The 15654-nt window shown below is 66.8% G+C and carries 20 protein-coding genes; all 20 read left to right on the top strand.

Going from position 1 to position 15654, the window contains the following annotated elements:
- Positions 1 to 97 precede the first annotated feature (97 nt).
- Entirely contained in the window at positions 98 to 916 is an 819-nt protein-coding gene (locus WS62_RS26390; RefSeq protein WP_066577173.1) for an ABC transporter ATP-binding protein, read from the top strand.
- A complete protein-coding gene (gene mlaE / locus WS62_RS26385) occupies positions 913 to 1680 on the top strand; it encodes a lipid asymmetry maintenance ABC transporter permease subunit MlaE (protein WP_066577170.1) in 768 nt (255 codons plus the stop codon). Before WS62_RS26390 ends, mlaE begins: the two co-directional genes overlap by 4 nt.
- Before the next feature lie 12 nt (positions 1681 to 1692).
- Positions 1693 to 2226: an outer membrane lipid asymmetry maintenance protein MlaD gene (mlaD, locus tag WS62_RS26380; RefSeq protein ID WP_066577168.1), complete on the top strand. Its 534-nt coding sequence runs from the start codon at positions 1693 to 1695 to the stop codon at positions 2224 to 2226.
- Positions 2227 to 2273: 47 nt separating this feature from the next.
- Positions 2274 to 3239 (top strand): MlaA family lipoprotein, encoded by a 966-nt coding sequence (locus WS62_RS26375; RefSeq protein WP_066577240.1) that lies wholly within the window; start codon positions 2274 to 2276, stop codon positions 3237 to 3239.
- A 114-nt stretch (positions 3240 to 3353) separates the two neighbouring features.
- On the top strand, positions 3354 to 3986 hold the full coding sequence (locus WS62_RS26370) for an MlaC/ttg2D family ABC transporter substrate-binding protein (RefSeq protein WP_066493960.1): 633 nt from the start codon (positions 3354 to 3356) through the stop codon (positions 3984 to 3986).
- Positions 3983 to 4252 carry an STAS domain-containing protein gene (locus WS62_RS26365; protein ID WP_066493959.1) on the top strand — a complete coding sequence of 90 codons (270 nt, stop codon included), beginning with the start codon at positions 3983 to 3985 and terminating at the stop codon, positions 4250 to 4252. The genes WS62_RS26370 and WS62_RS26365 overlap by 4 nt, the downstream gene beginning before the upstream one ends.
- A gap of 229 nt (positions 4253 to 4481) precedes the next feature.
- Positions 4482 to 5408 (top strand): ABC transporter ATP-binding protein, encoded by a 927-nt coding sequence (locus WS62_RS26360; protein ID WP_066493958.1) that lies wholly within the window; start codon positions 4482 to 4484, stop codon positions 5406 to 5408.
- On the top strand, positions 5405 to 6160 hold the full coding sequence (locus WS62_RS26355) for an ABC transporter permease (RefSeq protein ID WP_066493957.1): 756 nt from the start codon (positions 5405 to 5407) through the stop codon (positions 6158 to 6160). The genes WS62_RS26360 and WS62_RS26355 overlap by 4 nt, the downstream gene beginning before the upstream one ends.
- A 94-nt stretch (positions 6161 to 6254) precedes the next feature.
- Complete coding sequence (locus WS62_RS26350) at positions 6255 to 6494, top strand: BolA family protein (protein ID WP_006029348.1); 240 nt, start codon at positions 6255 to 6257, stop codon at positions 6492 to 6494.
- A gap of 13 nt (positions 6495 to 6507) precedes the next feature.
- Positions 6508 to 7857 (top strand): UDP-N-acetylglucosamine 1-carboxyvinyltransferase, encoded by a 1350-nt coding sequence (murA, locus tag WS62_RS26345; protein ID WP_066577165.1) that lies wholly within the window; start codon positions 6508 to 6510, stop codon positions 7855 to 7857.
- Positions 7854 to 8510 carry an ATP phosphoribosyltransferase gene (hisG, locus tag WS62_RS26340; RefSeq protein ID WP_066493955.1) on the top strand — a complete coding sequence of 219 codons (657 nt, stop codon included), beginning with the start codon at positions 7854 to 7856 and terminating at the stop codon, positions 8508 to 8510. The genes murA and hisG overlap by 4 nt, the downstream gene beginning before the upstream one ends.
- Positions 8511 to 8550: 40 nt before the next feature.
- The gene (gene hisD, locus WS62_RS26335; RefSeq protein ID WP_066577163.1) at positions 8551 to 9888 is read left to right on the top strand and encodes a histidinol dehydrogenase; all 1338 of its coding nucleotides are present in this window, start codon (positions 8551 to 8553) and stop codon (positions 9886 to 9888) included.
- Positions 9889 to 10039: 151 nt separating this feature from the next.
- Positions 10040 to 11110, top strand: a complete 1071-nt coding sequence (gene hisC, locus WS62_RS26330; RefSeq protein WP_066577161.1) for a histidinol-phosphate transaminase — start codon at positions 10040 to 10042, stop codon at positions 11108 to 11110.
- A gap of 63 nt (positions 11111 to 11173) precedes the next feature.
- The gene (gene hisB, locus WS62_RS26325) at positions 11174 to 11761 is read left to right on the top strand and encodes an imidazoleglycerol-phosphate dehydratase HisB (protein ID WP_066577159.1); all 588 of its coding nucleotides are present in this window, start codon (positions 11174 to 11176) and stop codon (positions 11759 to 11761) included.
- 55 nt (positions 11762 to 11816) lie between these two features.
- On the top strand, positions 11817 to 12437 hold the full coding sequence (locus WS62_RS26320; RefSeq protein WP_066493951.1) for a YchE family NAAT transporter: 621 nt from the start codon (positions 11817 to 11819) through the stop codon (positions 12435 to 12437).
- Positions 12434 to 13075, top strand: coding sequence for an imidazole glycerol phosphate synthase subunit HisH (hisH, locus tag WS62_RS26315; RefSeq protein ID WP_066577158.1), 642 nt, complete (start codon positions 12434 to 12436; stop codon positions 13073 to 13075). Before WS62_RS26320 ends, hisH begins: the two co-directional genes overlap by 4 nt.
- A 166-nt stretch (positions 13076 to 13241) precedes the next feature.
- Positions 13242 to 13997: a 1-(5-phosphoribosyl)-5-[(5-phosphoribosylamino)methylideneamino]imidazole-4-carboxamide isomerase gene (gene hisA, locus WS62_RS26310; RefSeq protein ID WP_066493949.1), complete on the top strand. Its 756-nt coding sequence runs from the start codon at positions 13242 to 13244 to the stop codon at positions 13995 to 13997.
- Between the two features lie 82 nt (positions 13998 to 14079).
- Positions 14080 to 14853: an imidazole glycerol phosphate synthase subunit HisF gene (hisF, locus tag WS62_RS26305; protein WP_066577238.1), complete on the top strand. Its 774-nt coding sequence runs from the start codon at positions 14080 to 14082 to the stop codon at positions 14851 to 14853.
- Positions 14853 to 15266: a phosphoribosyl-AMP cyclohydrolase gene (hisI, locus tag WS62_RS26300; RefSeq protein ID WP_066493948.1), complete on the top strand. Its 414-nt coding sequence runs from the start codon at positions 14853 to 14855 to the stop codon at positions 15264 to 15266. Before hisF ends, hisI begins: the two co-directional genes overlap by 1 nt.
- Positions 15263 to 15631: a phosphoribosyl-ATP diphosphatase gene (locus WS62_RS26295; protein WP_059472237.1), complete on the top strand. Its 369-nt coding sequence runs from the start codon at positions 15263 to 15265 to the stop codon at positions 15629 to 15631. The genes hisI and WS62_RS26295 overlap by 4 nt, the downstream gene beginning before the upstream one ends.
- Positions 15632 to 15654 lie beyond the last annotated feature (23 nt).

Below are 15654 nucleotides of genomic sequence, written 5' to 3'. Positions count from 1 at the left end.
TGACAATCTCTGACTGGAACGCCTGAGAGGCCTTCACGACATCATTCGAATGCAGGCCCTATAATTCGGCGTTCTGCGTATAAGGATTGTCAGCTCCGTGAGCTTCTCCTCCGAGTCCCTGCTAGCGCTTCACGACGTCGATTTCGGCTACGGCGATCGTCTCGTCCTGTCGAACCTGAACATGCGCTTCGCGCGCGGCCAGGTGGTCGCGGTGATGGGCGGTTCCGGCTGCGGCAAGACCACCGTGCTGCGCCTGATCGGCGGCCTCGTGCGTGCGCGCCGCGGCCAGGTGCTGTTCGACGGCGCCGACGTCGGCGCGCAGACGCGCGACGGCCTGTACGCGCTGCGCCGAAAGATGGGCATGCTGTTCCAGTTCGGCGCGCTCTTCACCGACATGTCGGTGTTCGACAACGTCGCATTCGCGCTTCGCGAGCACACGAACCTGCCAGAAGACCTGATCCGCGATCTCGTGCTGATGAAGCTCAACGCGGTGGGCCTGCGCGGCGCGCGCAACCTGATGCCGTCCGAAGTATCAGGCGGGATGGCGCGGCGCATCGCGCTCGCGCGCGCGATCGCGCTCGATCCGCAACTCATCATGTACGACGAGCCGTTCGCGGGGCTTGACCCGATTTCACTCGGCATCACAGCGAACCTGATCCGCACGCTGAACCACGCGCTCGGCGCGACGTCGATCCTCGTCACGCACGACGTGCCGGAATCGTTCGCGATCGCCGACTACGTCTACTTCCTCGCGAACGGCGGCGTCCTCGCCGAGGGCACGCCCGACGCGCTTCGCGCGTCGACCGATCCGAGCGTGCGCCAGTTCATCGACGGCGCGCCGGACGGCCCGTTCAAATTTCACTACATGAGCCAGCCGCTCGCGGCGGATTTCGGCCTTGGCGGAGGGCGCAGATGATTAGCGCGATCGGACGTTTCGTGCTCGGCGGACTCGAGCGCGCGGGCTACGCGACCCGGATGTTCGTGCGCGTCGTGCTCGAGTTCTTCTCGCTGCTGAGGCGGCCGCGGCTCGTCACGAAGCAGATCCACTTCCTCGGCAATTATTCGTTCGTGATCATCGCCGTGTCGGGCCTCTTCGTCGGCTTCGTGCTCGGCCTGCAGGGCTACTACACGCTGAACCGCTACGGCTCCGAGCAGGCGCTCGGCCTGCTCGTCGCGCTGTCGCTCGTGCGCGAGCTCGGCCCCGTCGTGTCGGCGCTCCTGTTCGCGGGCCGCGCGGGCACATCGCTCACGGCCGAGATCGGCCTCATGAAGGCGGGCGAGCAGCTCACCGCGCTCGAGATGATGGCGGTCGACCCGCTCAAGAATGTGATCGCACCGCGGATGTGGGCGGGCGTCATCGCGATGCCGCTCCTCGCCGCGATCTTCAGCGCGGTCGGCGTGCTCGGCGGCTATATCGTCGGCGTGCTGCTGATCGGCGTCGACCCCGGCGCGTTCTGGTCGCAGATGCAAGGCGGCGTCGAAGTGTGGGCCGACATCGGCAACGGCGTGCTGAAGAGCATCGTGTTCGGTTTCGCCGTCACGTTTATTGCACTGTTTCAGGGTTACGAAGCGAAGCCGACGCCCGAGGGCGTGTCGCGCGCGACGACCAAGACTGTCGTGTACGCATCGCTCGCCGTACTCGGCCTCGATTTCCTGCTGACCGCGTTGATGTTCAGCTAAGCCTTTTCTGGGATGACGATGAAAAAGATTGCTCTCGACTTCTGGGTCGGCCTCTTCGTAGTGTTGGGCTTTCTCGCGTTGCTGTTCCTCGCGCTGAAAGTCGGCAACATGAGTTCGCTGTCGTTTCAGCCGACTTACGCGGTCAAGCTGAAGTTCGACAACATCGGCGGCCTGAAGCCGCGCGCCGCCGTGAAGAGCGCGGGCGTCGTCGTCGGCCGCGTCGGCTCGATCGGCTTCGACACGAACACCTACCAGGCGCTCGTCACGATCGATCTCGACAAGCAGTATCAGTTTCCGAAGGATTCGTCGGCGAAGATCCTGACGTCGGGCCTGCTCGGCGAGCAGTACATCGGCCTCGAGCCGGGCGGCGACACGGAAATGCTGAAGGCGGGCGATACGATCGCGATGACGCAGTCTGCGATCGTGCTCGAGAACCTGATCGGCCAATTCCTGTACAGCAAGGCCGCGGACGCGGGCGGCGCGAAGCCGGCCGCCGCGGCGTCGGGCGCGCCGGCGCCGGCTGCATCGGGCGCGGCGGCGCATTGAACGTCGCGCAAGCGGAACACGACAGAAGAAACGAGGGGAAGAACATCATGCAGACGATCCGCATCAGCCAAGCGGTGCTGGCGATCACGGCGGCCGCGGCATTCAGCGGTTGCGCGACCGTGCAGACGCCGACGAAGGGCGATCCGCTGGAAGGCTTCAACCGGACGATGTACACGTTCAACGACACGGTCGACCAATACGCGCTCAAGCCCGTCGCGCGCGGCTACCAATGGGCGGTGCCGCAGCCGATGCGCGACAGCGTGACGAACTTCTTCTCGAACATCGGCGACGTCTATATCGCGGCGAACAACCTCGTGCAGCTGAAGATCGCCGACGGCGTTGGCGACATCATGCGGGTTGTGATCAACACGGTGTTCGGCGTCGGCGGCCTGTTCGACGTCGCGACGCTCGCGAACCTGCCGAAGCATGCGAACGACTTCGGCATCACGCTCGGCCACTACGGCGTGCCGAGCGGCCCGTACCTCGTGCTGCCGCTGCTCGGCCCGAGCACCGTGCGCGACACGGCGGGCCTTGCCGTCGACTATGCCGGCAATCCGCTCACCTACGTGCGGCCCGACAGCGTGAGCTGGGGTCTGTTCGGCCTGAACCTCGTCAACACGCGCGCGAACCTGCTCGGCGCGGGCGACGTGCTCGAGGCGGCCGCGATCGACAAGTATTCGTTCGTGCGCAACGCATACCTGCAGCGCCGTCAGGCGCTGATCGGCGGCGGCACGGCCGCGCAGGCGAACCTGCCGGATTACGGCAACGAAGCGCCGCCGCCGAATTACGAGATGCCGGAAGAGGGCGCCGCGGCGCCCGCGAGCGGCGCGGCGGCGGCTTCCGCACCACCTGCGGCGGCTTCCGGCGCAGCGCCCGCATCGGCGCCGGCATCGGCATCGGCGCCTGCATCGGCCGTGGCACCGAACCCGAGCAGCGCGACCAACGTGCCCGCGCAGCAGGTCGTGCCGCCGTCGCCGGGCGGCATCCGCTTCCCGAGCATCCGGCTGCACTGATCCGGCACTTACATTCGTTACAGCCGGAAACGATTCTGACGGCGGCCGGCGCGAACTTGCGCCGCCGTCGACGGTTCCAAGGTTGGCGTCGACTCACATAAGCAGGTCATACCTATGAAGAAACTGTTTCTGATCCCCGTCTTTGCTGCGCTGTTCTCGTTCGGCGCGGCAACCGCGCACGCGGAAGTCGACCAGTCGAATCCGCAGGCGCTCATCAAGTCCGCGACGCAGCAGGTGCTCGACGAAGTGCGCGCGCAGACGATCAAGCAGGGCGATACCGCCCGCATCATCACGATCGTCAACAAGGACATCCTGCCGTACACCGATTTCCGCCGCACGACGCAGCTCGCGATGGGCCGCAACTGGCGCACCGCGACGCCCGCGCAGCAGCAGCAGGTGATCGAGCAGTTCAAGCAACTGCTGATCCGCACGTATTCGGGCGCGCTCGCTCAACTGAAGCCGGATCAGCAGATCCAGTACCCGCCGTTCCGCGCCGATGCGGATGCGACCGACGTAGTCGTGCGCACGGTTGCGATGAACAATGGCCAGCCGGTGCAGATCGACTATCGCCTGTACAAGACGGCGCAGGGCTGGCGCGTGTATGACCTGAACGTGCTGGGCGCATGGCTGATCCAGACCTACCAGCAGCAGTTCAACGAGAAGATCCAGCAAAGCGGCGTCGACGGTCTGATCCAGTTCCTGACCGAGCGCAACCAGCAGCTTGCCTCGGGCAAGCAGGCGTCGTGAGCCGCTTCGACTCCGGTGCGACGCTGACTCACGCGAGCGCGACGGCCGCGCTCGCGGAGGGGCTCGCGCGCATCGACGCGGGCGCGACGGCCGTCGATTGCGGGGCGCTCGCGCAATTCGATTCGTCGGCGCTTGCGGTGCTGCTCGCATGGCAGCGCGCCGCGCGTGCGCGCGGCGTGACGCTCGACATCCTCAATCTGCCGCCGAAGCTTGCGAGTCTCGCGCAGGCGTACGGCATCGACACGCTTCTCTCCGGGCGACATTGACGCTCGCGTCCGGGCCCGCCGCCGGCTGCCATGCCGCCCGCGGGCCTATGGCCTGTTCACGCCGTCAATGGGCTTGCGCTTCAGGGTTCCGGCTCCGGGTTCCCCGCGCCGGCCGGCCTCGCCGGTTTGCCCTATAATCAACCGTTTTGCGGGACTGCCGAACGGTCCCCATTTCCCCATTCGCATCGAGCATAAAGAAGGCGTCGCGGCCGTCGTGCCGCGCTCAGTCATGTCAGCCATAGAAATCCGTCACGTCAAGAAGCGCTACAAGTCGCTTCAGGCGCTCAAGGGCGTCAGCCTGTCGGTCGAGGAAGGCGAGTTTTTCGGTCTGCTCGGCCCGAACGGCGCAGGCAAGACCACACTCATCAGCATTCTCGCCGGCCTCGCGCGCGCCGACGAAGGCACCGTCACCGTGCGCGGCCACGACGTCGTCAAGGATTTTCGGGCGGCGCGGCGCGCGCTCGGCGTCGTTCCGCAGGAACTGGTGTTCGATCCGTTCTTCACGGTTCGCGAGACGCTGCGGATCCAGTCCGGCTATTTCGGACTTCACCGCAACGACGACTGGATCGACGAAGTAATGGCGAACCTCGATCTCACCGAAAAGGCCGACGCGAACATGCGCGCGCTGTCGGGCGGGATGAAGCGGCGCGTGCTCGTCGCGCAGGCGCTCGTGCACCGGCCGCCCGTGATCGTGCTCGACGAGCCGACGGCGGGCGTCGACGTCGAACTGCGCCAGACGCTGTGGAAGTTCATCTCGCGGCTGAACCGCGAGGGCCACACGATCGTGCTGACGACCCACTACCTCGAAGAGGCGGAATCGCTCTGCGATCGCATCGCGATGCTCAGGCGCGGCGAAGTCGTCGCGCTCGACCGCACGCGCGCGCTGCTGCAGCGCTTCTCGGGGCTGCAACTGTTCGTGCGGCTGTCGCACGGCGCGCTGCCCGCCGAGCTGCGCGCGCTCGAAGCCGAGTCCGCGCCGGCTGCCGCGCCCGAGCACCTGCTGCGGCTCACCGGTTACGACGAGGTCGAGCGAATCCTGTCGCTGTGCCGCGCGGCCGGCTGCGGCTTCGACGAGATCGAGATCCGCAAGGCCGATCTGGAGGATGTGTTCGTGCAGGTGATGAACGGCGCCGATGTGATCGAGGGGTTGGCATGAGCGGGTTTCGCACGCTGTTCTACAAGGAAATTCTGCGGTTTTGGAAGGTGTCGTTCCAGACGGTGCTCGCGCCCGTCGTCACGGCGCTCCTCTATCTGACGATCTTCGGCCACGCGCTCACGGGCCGCGTCGAGGTGTATCCGGGCGTCGCGTACGTGAGCTTCCTCGTGCCCGGCCTCGTGATGATGAGCGTGCTGCAGAACGCGTTCGCGAACAGCTCGTCGTCGCTGATCCAGTCGAAGATCACGGGCAACCTCGTGTTCATGCTGCTGCCGCCGCTGTCGCACGCGGACATCTTCGGCGCGTACGTGCTCGCGTCCGTCGTGCGCGGGCTCGCGGTCGGCGCGGGCGTGTTCGTCGTCACGGTCTGGTTCATTCCGATGAGCTTCGCCGCGCCGTTCTACATCCTCGCGTTCGCGCTGTTCGGCTCGGCGATCCTCGGCACGCTCGGCTTGATCGCGGGGATCTGGGCCGAGAAGTTCGATCAGCTCGCCGCGTTCCAGAACTTCCTCATCATGCCGCTCACGTTCCTGTCGGGCGTGTTCTATTCGACGCACTCGCTGCCGCCCGTGTGGCGCGAGGTGTCGCGGCTCAATCCGTTTTTCTACATGATCGACGGCTTTCGCTACGGGTTCTTCGGCGTCGCCGACGTGGATCCGCTCGCCAGCCTCGCGGTCGTCGCCGGGTTCTTCGTGCTGCTCGCGCTGATCGCGATGCGGCTCCTCGCCACCGGCTACAAACTGCGTCATTGATATGAAACGAGCGCCGCTCGCTGCGTTCGCCGCCGCCCGTGGGCGCGCGTCGATTCGCGTCGGGCGGCCCGGCGCGTACTGACAGGAGCATTTCATGTTGCCGACTCCCGAACTGGTCAAGCAATACATCGAGGCGGGTCTTGCCTGCACTCATCTGGAAGTCGAAGGCGACGGCCAGCATTTCTTCGCGACGATCGTCTCGCCCGCATTCGAGGGCAAGCGGCCGATCCAGCGGCATCAGCTCGTCTATGCGGCGCTCGGCGACCGCATGAAGCAGGAAATCCACGCGCTCAGCATGAAGACGCTGACGCCCGCCGAATGGCAGAACGCATAACCGGAAACAGTCAGTGCAAGTCACCGTCAACGAACATGACGCCGTCGAGCGCGTCGCCACGGCAACCCCGGCCGGCAATCGGGATGCGCACGCGCATGCAACGGACAAGCTCGTGATCGAGGGCGGCCGCCGCTTGGCGGGCGAGATCGCCGTGTCGGGCGCGAAGAACGCCGCGCTGCCGATCCTCTGCGCGGGTCTCTTGACCGCCGAGCCGGTCCATCTCGACAACGTGCCGAACCTGAAGGACGTGCGCACGACGCTCAAGCTGCTCGACCAGATGGGCATGCGCGAAGAGACGGACGGCGCGCGCGTCGTGCTCGACGCGTCGCGTGTCGACAATCCGGTCGCGCCGTACGAACTCGTGAAGACGATGCGCGCGTCGATCCTCGTGCTCGGCCCGCTGCTTGCGCGCTTCGGCTATGCGAAGGTGTCGCTGCCGGGCGGCTGCGCGATCGGCGCGCGGCCCGTCGACCAGCACATCAAGGGCTTGCAGGCGATGGGCGCGGAGATCCACATCGAGCACGGCTACATCGAGGCGCGCGCGAAGCGCCTGAAGGGCGCGCGGATCGTCACCGACATGATCACCGTGACGGGCACCGAGAACCTGCTGATGGCGGCGACGCTCGCGGACGGCGAGACGGTGATCGAGAACGCCGCGCGCGAGCCTGAAGTGTCGGATCTCGCGCACCTGCTCGTCGCGATGGGCGCGAGGATCGACGGGATCGGCACCGACCGGCTCGTGATCCAGGGTGTCGACAGGCTGCACGGCGCGACGCACGCGGTGATCCCGGACCGGATCGAGGCGGGCACGTTTCTGTGCGCGGTCGCGGCGGCGGGCGGCGACGTGACGCTGACCGGCATGCGCGCGCAGATTCTCGACGCGGTGATCGACAAGCTGCGCGAAGCGGGCGTGACGATCGAGGAAGGCGGCGACCGGCTGCGCGTGAAGATGGACCGCCGCCCGGGCGCGGTTGCGATCCGCACGTCCGAATACCCGGCGTTCCCGACCGACATGCAGGCGCAGTTCATGGCGCTGAACGCGGTCGCGGACGGCTCCGCGCAGGTGATCGAGACGATCTTCGAGAACCGCTTCATGCACGTGCAGGAACTGAACCGCCTCGGCGCGAGCATCACGGTCGATGGCAGCACGGCGCTCGTCACGGGCGTGCCGAAGCTCTCGGGCGCGAACGTGATGGCGACCGACCTGCGCGCGTCGGCGAGCCTCGTGATCGCCGGCCTTTGCGCGGAAGGCGAGACGCTCGTCGACCGCATCTATCATTTGGACCGCGGCTACGACCGGATGGAAACGAAGCTGACGGCCGTCGGCGCGAACGTGCGCCGTATTTCAGGGAGCGAAGCATGACCGCACCGCTGACGCTGGCGCTGTCGAAAGGGCGTATCTTCGAGGAAACCGTGCCGCTCCTCGCGGCGGCGGGCGTGACGGTCGCCGAGGATCCGGAAACGTCGCGCAAGCTGATCCTGCCGACCACCGACCCGAACCTGCGCGTGATCGTCGTGCGTGCGACCGACGTGCCGACCTACGTCGAGTATGGCGCGGCCGATTTCGGCGTCGCCGGCAAGGACGTGCTGCTCGAGCACGGCGGCGGCGGGCTGTATCAGCCGATCGATCTGAACATCGCGTGCTGCCGGATGTCGGTTGCCGTGCCGGCGGGCTTCGACTACGCGAACGCGGTGCGCCAGGGCGCGCGGCTGCGCGTCGCGACGAAGTACGTCGAGACCGCCCGCGAGCACTTCGCCGCGAAGGGCGTGCATGTCGACCTGATCAAGCTGTACGGCTCGATGGAGCTTGCGCCGCTCGTGGGCCTGGCCGACGCGATCGTCGACCTCGTCAGCTCGGGCGGCACACTGAAGGCGAACAATCTGGTCGAGGTCGAGGAGATCATGCCGATCTCGTCGCGCCTCGTCGTGAACCAGGCCGCGCTGAAACTGAAGCGCGCCGCGCTGAAGCCGTTCCTCGACGCGTTCGAACGAGCGTCGCTGGGGAGCGGCGCCTGACCCTTGCGGTTTTCGGCGCATTACCGGAACGGATGACAGCATGGCTATCAAGATTCGCAAACTCGATTCGGCAAGCGGAGGATTCGCGGCCGAATTGCGCGCGGTGCTCGCGTTCGAGGCGAGCGAAGACGACGCGATCGAGCGCTCGGTCGCGCAGATCCTCGCGGACGTGAGGGCGCGCGGCGACGCCGCGGTGCTCGACTACACGAACCGCTTCGACCGCCTGAACGCGGAAAGCGTCGCGGCGCTCGAGCTGCCGCAGGACGCGCTGGAGGCGGCGCTCGAAAGCCTCGAGCCGAAGCGCCGCGCGGCGCTCGAGGCGGCGGCCGCGCGCGTGCGCGGCTACCACGAGAAGCAGAAGATCGAGTGCGGCAGCCATAGCTGGCAGTACACAGAATCCGACGGCACCGTGCTCGGCCAGAAGGTGACGCCGCTCGACCGCGTCGGCCTGTACGTGCCGGGCGGCAAGGCGGCGTATCCGTCGTCGGTGCTGATGAATGCGATTCCCGCGCGCGTCGCGGGCGTCGGCGAGATCGTGATGGTCGTGCCGACGCCGGACGGCGTGAAGAACGACCTCGTGCTCGCCGCCGCGTTCCTGGGCGGCGTCGACCGCGTGTTCACGATCGGCGGCGCGCAGGCGGTGGCCGCGCTCGCGTACGGCACGGCGACGGTGCCCGCCGTCGACAAGATCTGCGGCCCGGGTAACGCGTACGTCGCGTCGGCGAAGCGCCGCGTGTTCGGCACGGTCGGCATCGACATGATCGCCGGGCCGTCCGAGATCCTCGTGCTGTGCGACGGCACGACCGATCCGTCGTGGGTCGCGATGGACCTGTTCTCGCAGGCCGAGCACGACGAGCTCGCGCAGTCGATCCTGCTGTGCCCGGACGATGCGTTTATCGAGCGCGTCGAGAAGGCGATCGACGAGCTGCTGCCGACGATGCCGCGCCAGGATGTGATCCGCGTATCGCTCGAAGGCCGCGGCGCGCTCGTCAAGGTGCGCGACATGAGCGAGGCGTGCAAGATCGCGAACGACATCGCGCCCGAGCACCTCGAAATCTCCGCGCTCGATCCGCAGCAATGGGGCAAGCGGATCCGCCACGCGGGCGCGATCTTCCTCGGCCGCTACACGAGCGAGAGCCTCGGCGACTACTGCGCGGGCCCGAACCACGTGCTGCCGACGTCGCGCACCGCGCGCTTCTCGTCGCCGCTCGGCGTCTACGATTTCTTCAAGCGCTCGAGCCTGATCGAAGTGAGCGCCGAAGGCGCGCATACGCTCGGCGAGATCGCGTCCGAGCTCGCCTATGGGGAAGGATTGCAGGCGCACGCGAAGAGCGCCGAGTACCGGATGAAGGGGGCGGGCGACCGCCAGAAAGGCTAAAGGTAAGCCCAGCGCGTCGGAAGCGCGAGACGAGACCAGCCAAAAAAGACGACAACCCGAGACCGCCCGGCGAAGCGGCTCCCGCGCGACGCATGCGTCGCGCGAGGGCGCTTGGGCCGAGACCATGCAGGCGCCGTGCGCCATTGCCACCATGACTACGCCAGAAGACATCATCCGCCGCGACGTGCTCGCGATGACGAGCTACCCGGTGCCGGATGCGGCGGGCTTCGTGAAGCTCGATGCGATGGAGAACCCGTATTCGCTGCCCGCGCAGCTCGCGGCCGAGCTCGGCGAGCGGCTCGCGCATGTCGCGCTGAACCGCTATCCGGCGCCGCGTCCCGCCGTGCTGATCGACAAGCTGCGCGCCGCGATGGGCGTGCCCGCCGCGTGCGACGTGCTGCTCGGCAACGGCTCGGACGAGATCATCGGCATGCTCGCGATGGCGTGCGCGAGGCCGGGCGCGAAGGTGCTCGCGCCGGTGCCGGGCTTCGTGATGTACGAGCTGTCGGCGAAGTTCGCGCAGCTCGAGTTCGTCGGCGTGCCGCTCGCGGCCGACCTGACACTCGACATCGACGCAATGCTCGCGGCGATCGCCGAGCACCGGCCGGCGCTCGTCTATCTCGCCTATCCGAACAACCCGACGGGCACGCTGTATCCGGACGAGGGCATCGAGCGGATCATTGCGGCCGCGGAGGCGAGCCTCGTCGTGATCGACGAGGCGTACCAGCCGTTCGCGCAGCGCAGTTGGCTGCCGCGCGCGGCGGAGTTCGACAATGTCGTCGTGATGCGCACGATGTCCAAGCTCGGCCTGGCCGGCATCCGCCTGGGCTACCTCGTCGGGCTGCCCGCGTGGCTCGCGCAGTTCGACAAGGTGCGCCCGCCGTACAACGTGAACGTGCTGACGCAGGCGGCGGCCGAGTTCCTGCTCGAGCGCCTCGACGTGCTCGACGCGCAGGCCGCGCAGTTGCGCGACGCGCGCACCGGGCTCGCGCACGCGATCGGCGCGCTGCCGGGCGCGACGGTGTTCCCGAGCGCCGGCAATTTCCTGCTCGTGCGGGTGCCGGACGCGGCCGCCGTGTTCGACGTACTGTTGACCGAGCGGGTTTTGATCAAAAACGTGAGTAAAATGCACCCATTGCTCGCCAATTGCGTGCGCGTAACGGTTGGGTCTCCCGAAGAAAACGCGCGTCTTCTGGCTGCACTGAAGCTGGCGCTGCCCTGACGGGCCACCCCGGGGCGCCGCCTTTCTCGTCCCCATTTACATCAGTCAATTCAAGGAATCACCATGCGCGTGGCGGAAGTCGTTCGCAACACCAGCGAAACGCAGATCCGTGTGAAGATCGATCTCGACGGCGCCGGCAAGCAAAAACTCGCGACCGGCGTCCCGTTCCTCGACCATATGCTCGACCAGATCGCGCGCCATGGTCTCGTCGATCTCGACATCGAAGCGCATGGGGACACGCATATCGACGACCACCATACGGTCGAGGACGTCGGCATCTCGCTCGGCCAGGCCGTCGCGAAGGCGATCGGCGACAAGAAGGGCATCCGCCGCTACGGCCATTCGTACGTGCCGCTCGACGAGGCGCTGTCGCGCGTCGTGATCGACTTCTCCGGGCGGCCGGGCCTCGAATTCCACGTGCCGTTCACGCGCGCGCGGATCGGCACGTTCGACGTCGACCTGTCGATCGAATTCTTCCGCGGCTTCGTCAATCATGCGGGCGTGACGCTGCATATCGACAACCTGCGCGGCGTCAATGCGCACCATCAGCTCGAGACGGTGTTCAAGGCGTTCGGCCGCGCGCTGCGGATGGCGGTGGAGCTCGACGAGCGTGCGGCGGGGCAGATCCCGTCGACGAAGGGCAGCCTCTGATTCCTGGCGGGAGCGAAAACGACCCCACTGGCCGCGGCGGCTGCGCCGGCTTGCGATGGATCTGCTCAAATCGTTCATCTCCCTGCTCGCGCTGATCAATCCGCTCGGCGCGGTGCCGTTTTTTCTGAGCCTGACGGCCCAGCAGACGGAAACCGAGCGGCGGCACACGATCCGCATCGCGGCGATCTCCGTGTTCTGCGTGATCGCGGTGACGACGCTGCTCGGCCAGCAGATCATCGATTTCTTCGGGATCACGGTGGGTTCGCTGGAGGTCGGCGGCGGGATCATCATGCTGCTGATGGCGATCTCGATGCTGAACGCGCAGATCGGCAACACGCGCTCGACGCCCGAGGAGCGCGACGAGGCGGAGTCGAAGAACAGCGTCGCCGTCGTGCCGCTCGCGATTCCGCTCCTGACGGGGCCGGGCTCGATCAGCACGGTGATCGTCTACGCGGCGAACGCCCGGCACTGGTACGACCGGCTCGGGCTCGTCGCGATCGGCGCGGCGCTCGCGCTCATCTGTTTCATTGCGATGCGGCTCGCCGAGCCGATCGCGCACTGGATCGGCCGCACCGGCATCAACATCGTCACGCGTCTGATGGGATTGATGCTGTCGGCGCTGGCGGTGGAATTCATCGTCGATGGACTGAAGACATTGTTGCCTGCACTGACATGAAAACTTCGATTGCGATTGTGGATTATGGAATGGGCAACCTGCGCTCGGTCGCGCAGGCGCTCATGAAGGCGGAACCCGCCGCCGACGTGAAGATCGTCGACCGGCCCGAGGCGATCCGCGCGGCGGACCGCGTCGTGCTGCCGGGCCAGGGCGCGATGCCCGACTGCATGCGCTGCCTCGGCGAGTCCGGGTTGCAGGAGGCGGTGATCGAGGCGTCGCGCGCGAAGCCGCTCCTCGGCGTGTGCGTCGGCGAGCAGATGCTGTTCGACTGGAGCGCGGAAGGCGACACGAAGGGCCTCGGCCTGCTGCCGGGCAAGGTGCTGCGCTTCGAGCTCGAAGGCCGGCTGCAGGACGACGGCTCGCGCTTCAAGGTGCCGCAGATGGGCTGGAACCGTGTGCGCCAGGCGCGGCCGCACCCGCTGTGGGAGGGGGTGCCGGACAACGCATGTTTCTATTTCGTGCATAGTTATTACGTGGTGCCGGACAATTCGGCGCACACCGCGGGCGAGACCGAATACGGCGGCGTCTTCACGTCCGCGGTCGCGCGCGACAACCTCTTCGCGACCCAATTTCACCCGGAAAAGAGCGCGGAAGTGGGGTTGCGGCTATACCGGAATTTTGTCCATTGGAACCCCTGAACGTGGCGCAAGAGCCACACCCGGCGTGCGCAAGTCGCCCGCCGCACGGGCCTTGCGAGCGGATACGCAGAAAGAGTTGTACTAAACTAGCGAGACGGCATCGCGCCGGATGGGCCGGCGCGCGCCTCTTGATCTCTTCATTTTTCCCTGACAACACCCGATTGCTATGCTGCTGATTCCGGCCATCGATCTTAAAGACGGTCAGTGTGTGCGCCTCAAACAAGGCGATATGGACCAGGCGACGATTTTTTCCGAGGATCCTGCGGCGATGGCCCGTAAATGGGTCGATCTCGGCGCGCGGCGTTTGCATCTCGTCGACCTGAACGGCGCTTTCGCCGGCAAGCCGAAGAATCTCGAGGCGATCGAGGCGATTCTCGACGAGGTCGGCGACGAGATTCCCGTGCAGCTCGGCGGCGGCATCCGCAGCCTCGAGACGATCGAGAAGTACCTCGACGCGGGGCTGTCGTACGTGATCATCGGCACGGCGGCCGTGAAGGATCCGGGCTTCCTGCAGGACGCGTGCACCGCGTTCGCGGGCAGCATCATCGTCGGCCTCGACGCGAAGGACGGCAAGGTCGCGACCGACGGCTGGAGCAAGCTCACGGGCCACGAAGTGATCGATCTCGCGCGAAAGTTCGAGGACTACGGCGTCGAGTCGATCGTCTATACCGACATCGGCCGCGACGGAATGCTGCAAGGCATCAACATCGAGGCGACGGTGAAGCTCGCGCAGGCGGTCGGCATTCCGGTGATCGCGAGCGGCGGCCTGTCGAATATCGGCGACATCGAGAAGCTCTGCAAAGTGGAAGACGAAGGTGTCGAAGGCGTGATCTGCGGCCGGGCGATCTACTCGGGCGACCTCGATTTCGCCGTCGCGCAGAAACGCGCGGACGAACTGAACGGCGAGCTCGACGACGCCTGACGCGCCACCTCGGCACTCCGCCTTTTCGCCAAGCCGTCCGCCGCGTGCGGGCGGCATTACCCGCGGCATGCCGCGCAACATCATGGCTCTAGCTAAACGCATCATCCCCTGTCTCGACGTGACCGCCGGGCGCGTCGTCAAGGGCGTCAATTTCGTCGAACTGCGCGACGCGGGCGATCCCGTCGAGATCGCGCGGCGCTACGACGAGCAGGGCGCCGACGAACTCACGTTCCTCGACATCACCGCGACGTCGGACGGCCGCGACCTGATCCTGCCGATCATCGAGGCGGTCGCGTCGCAGGTGTTCATTCCGCTCACGGTGGGTGGCGGCGTGCGCGCGGTCGAGGACGTGCGGCGTCTCCTGAACGCCGGCGCGGACAAGGTCGGCATGAACTCGTCGGCGGTCGCGAATCCGCAACTCGTGCGCGACGCGGCCGACAAGTACGGCTCGCAGTGCATCGTCGTCGCGATCGACGCGAAGCGCGTGTCGGGCGAAGGCGAGGCGCCGCGCTGGGAAGTGTTCACGCACGGCGGCCGCAAGGGCACGGGCCTCGATGCCGTCGAATGGGCGCGCAAGATGGCCGAGCTCGGCGCGGGCGAGATCCTGCTCACGAGCATGGACCGCGACGGCACGAAGGCGGGCTTCGATCTCGCGTTGACGCGCGCGGTGTCGGACGCGGTGTCCGTGCCGGTGATCGCGTCGGGCGGCGTCGGCTCGCTCGAGCACCTCGCGGCGGGCATCACCGAAGGCCGCGCGGACGCAGTGCTGGCCGCGAGCATCTTCCACTACGGCGAGCACACGGTCGGCGAGGCGAAGCGCTTCATGGCCGAGCGCGGCATTCCGGTGAGGTTGTGATGAACGAAACAGTGACGCCGGGCGACTGGCTCGACAAGGTCCGCTGGGACGCGAACGGCCTCGTGCCGGTGATCGCGCAGGACGCGGCGACGAACGACGTGCTGATGTTCGCGTGGATGAACCGCGAAGCGTTGGCGAAGACGATCGAATTGAAGCGCGCGGTGTACTACTCGCGCTCGCGGCAGCGCCTGTGGTTCAAGGGCGAGGAGTCGGGCCACGTGCAGCACGTGCACGAAGTGCGGATCGACTGCGACGAGGACGTCGTGCTGCTGAAGGTCGAGCAGGTCGAGGGCATCGCGTGCCACACCGGCCGGCGCTCGTGTTTTTTCCAGAAATTCGAGGGCACCGTCGATGACGGCGAATGGGTCGCGGTCGATCCGGTACTTAAAGATCCCGAACACATCTACAAATGACGCAATCGACGATCGAAGACACGCTGCTGCGCCTGGCCGCCGTGATCGACAGCCGCAAGGGCGGCGATCCCGAGCAATCGTACGTGTCGCGCCTCTTCCATAAGGGCGACGACGCGGTCCTGAAGAAGATCGGCGAGGAAGCGACCGAAGTGGTGCTCGCAGCGAAGGATGTGCGCCAGGGCGGCGCGCCGTCCGCGCTCGTCGGCGAAGTCGCGGACCTGTGGTTCCACTGCCTCGTCGCGCTGTCGCACTTCGACCTGAGCCCCGCCGACGTGATCGCCGAGCTCGAGCGGCGCGAAGGGTTGTCGGGCATCGAGGAAAAAGCGCTGCGCAAGCGGCGCGAGCGCGAAGAAAACGGCGGATGAGCCGATGCGGCCACACGCCGCGT

It is taken from the genome of Burkholderia sp. ABCPW 14 (genome assembly GCF_001523835.1).
GTDB classification, from domain to species: domain Bacteria; phylum Pseudomonadota; class Gammaproteobacteria; order Burkholderiales; family Burkholderiaceae; genus Burkholderia; species Burkholderia mayonis.
This window is presented reverse-complemented; position numbering and strand designations above follow the sequence as displayed.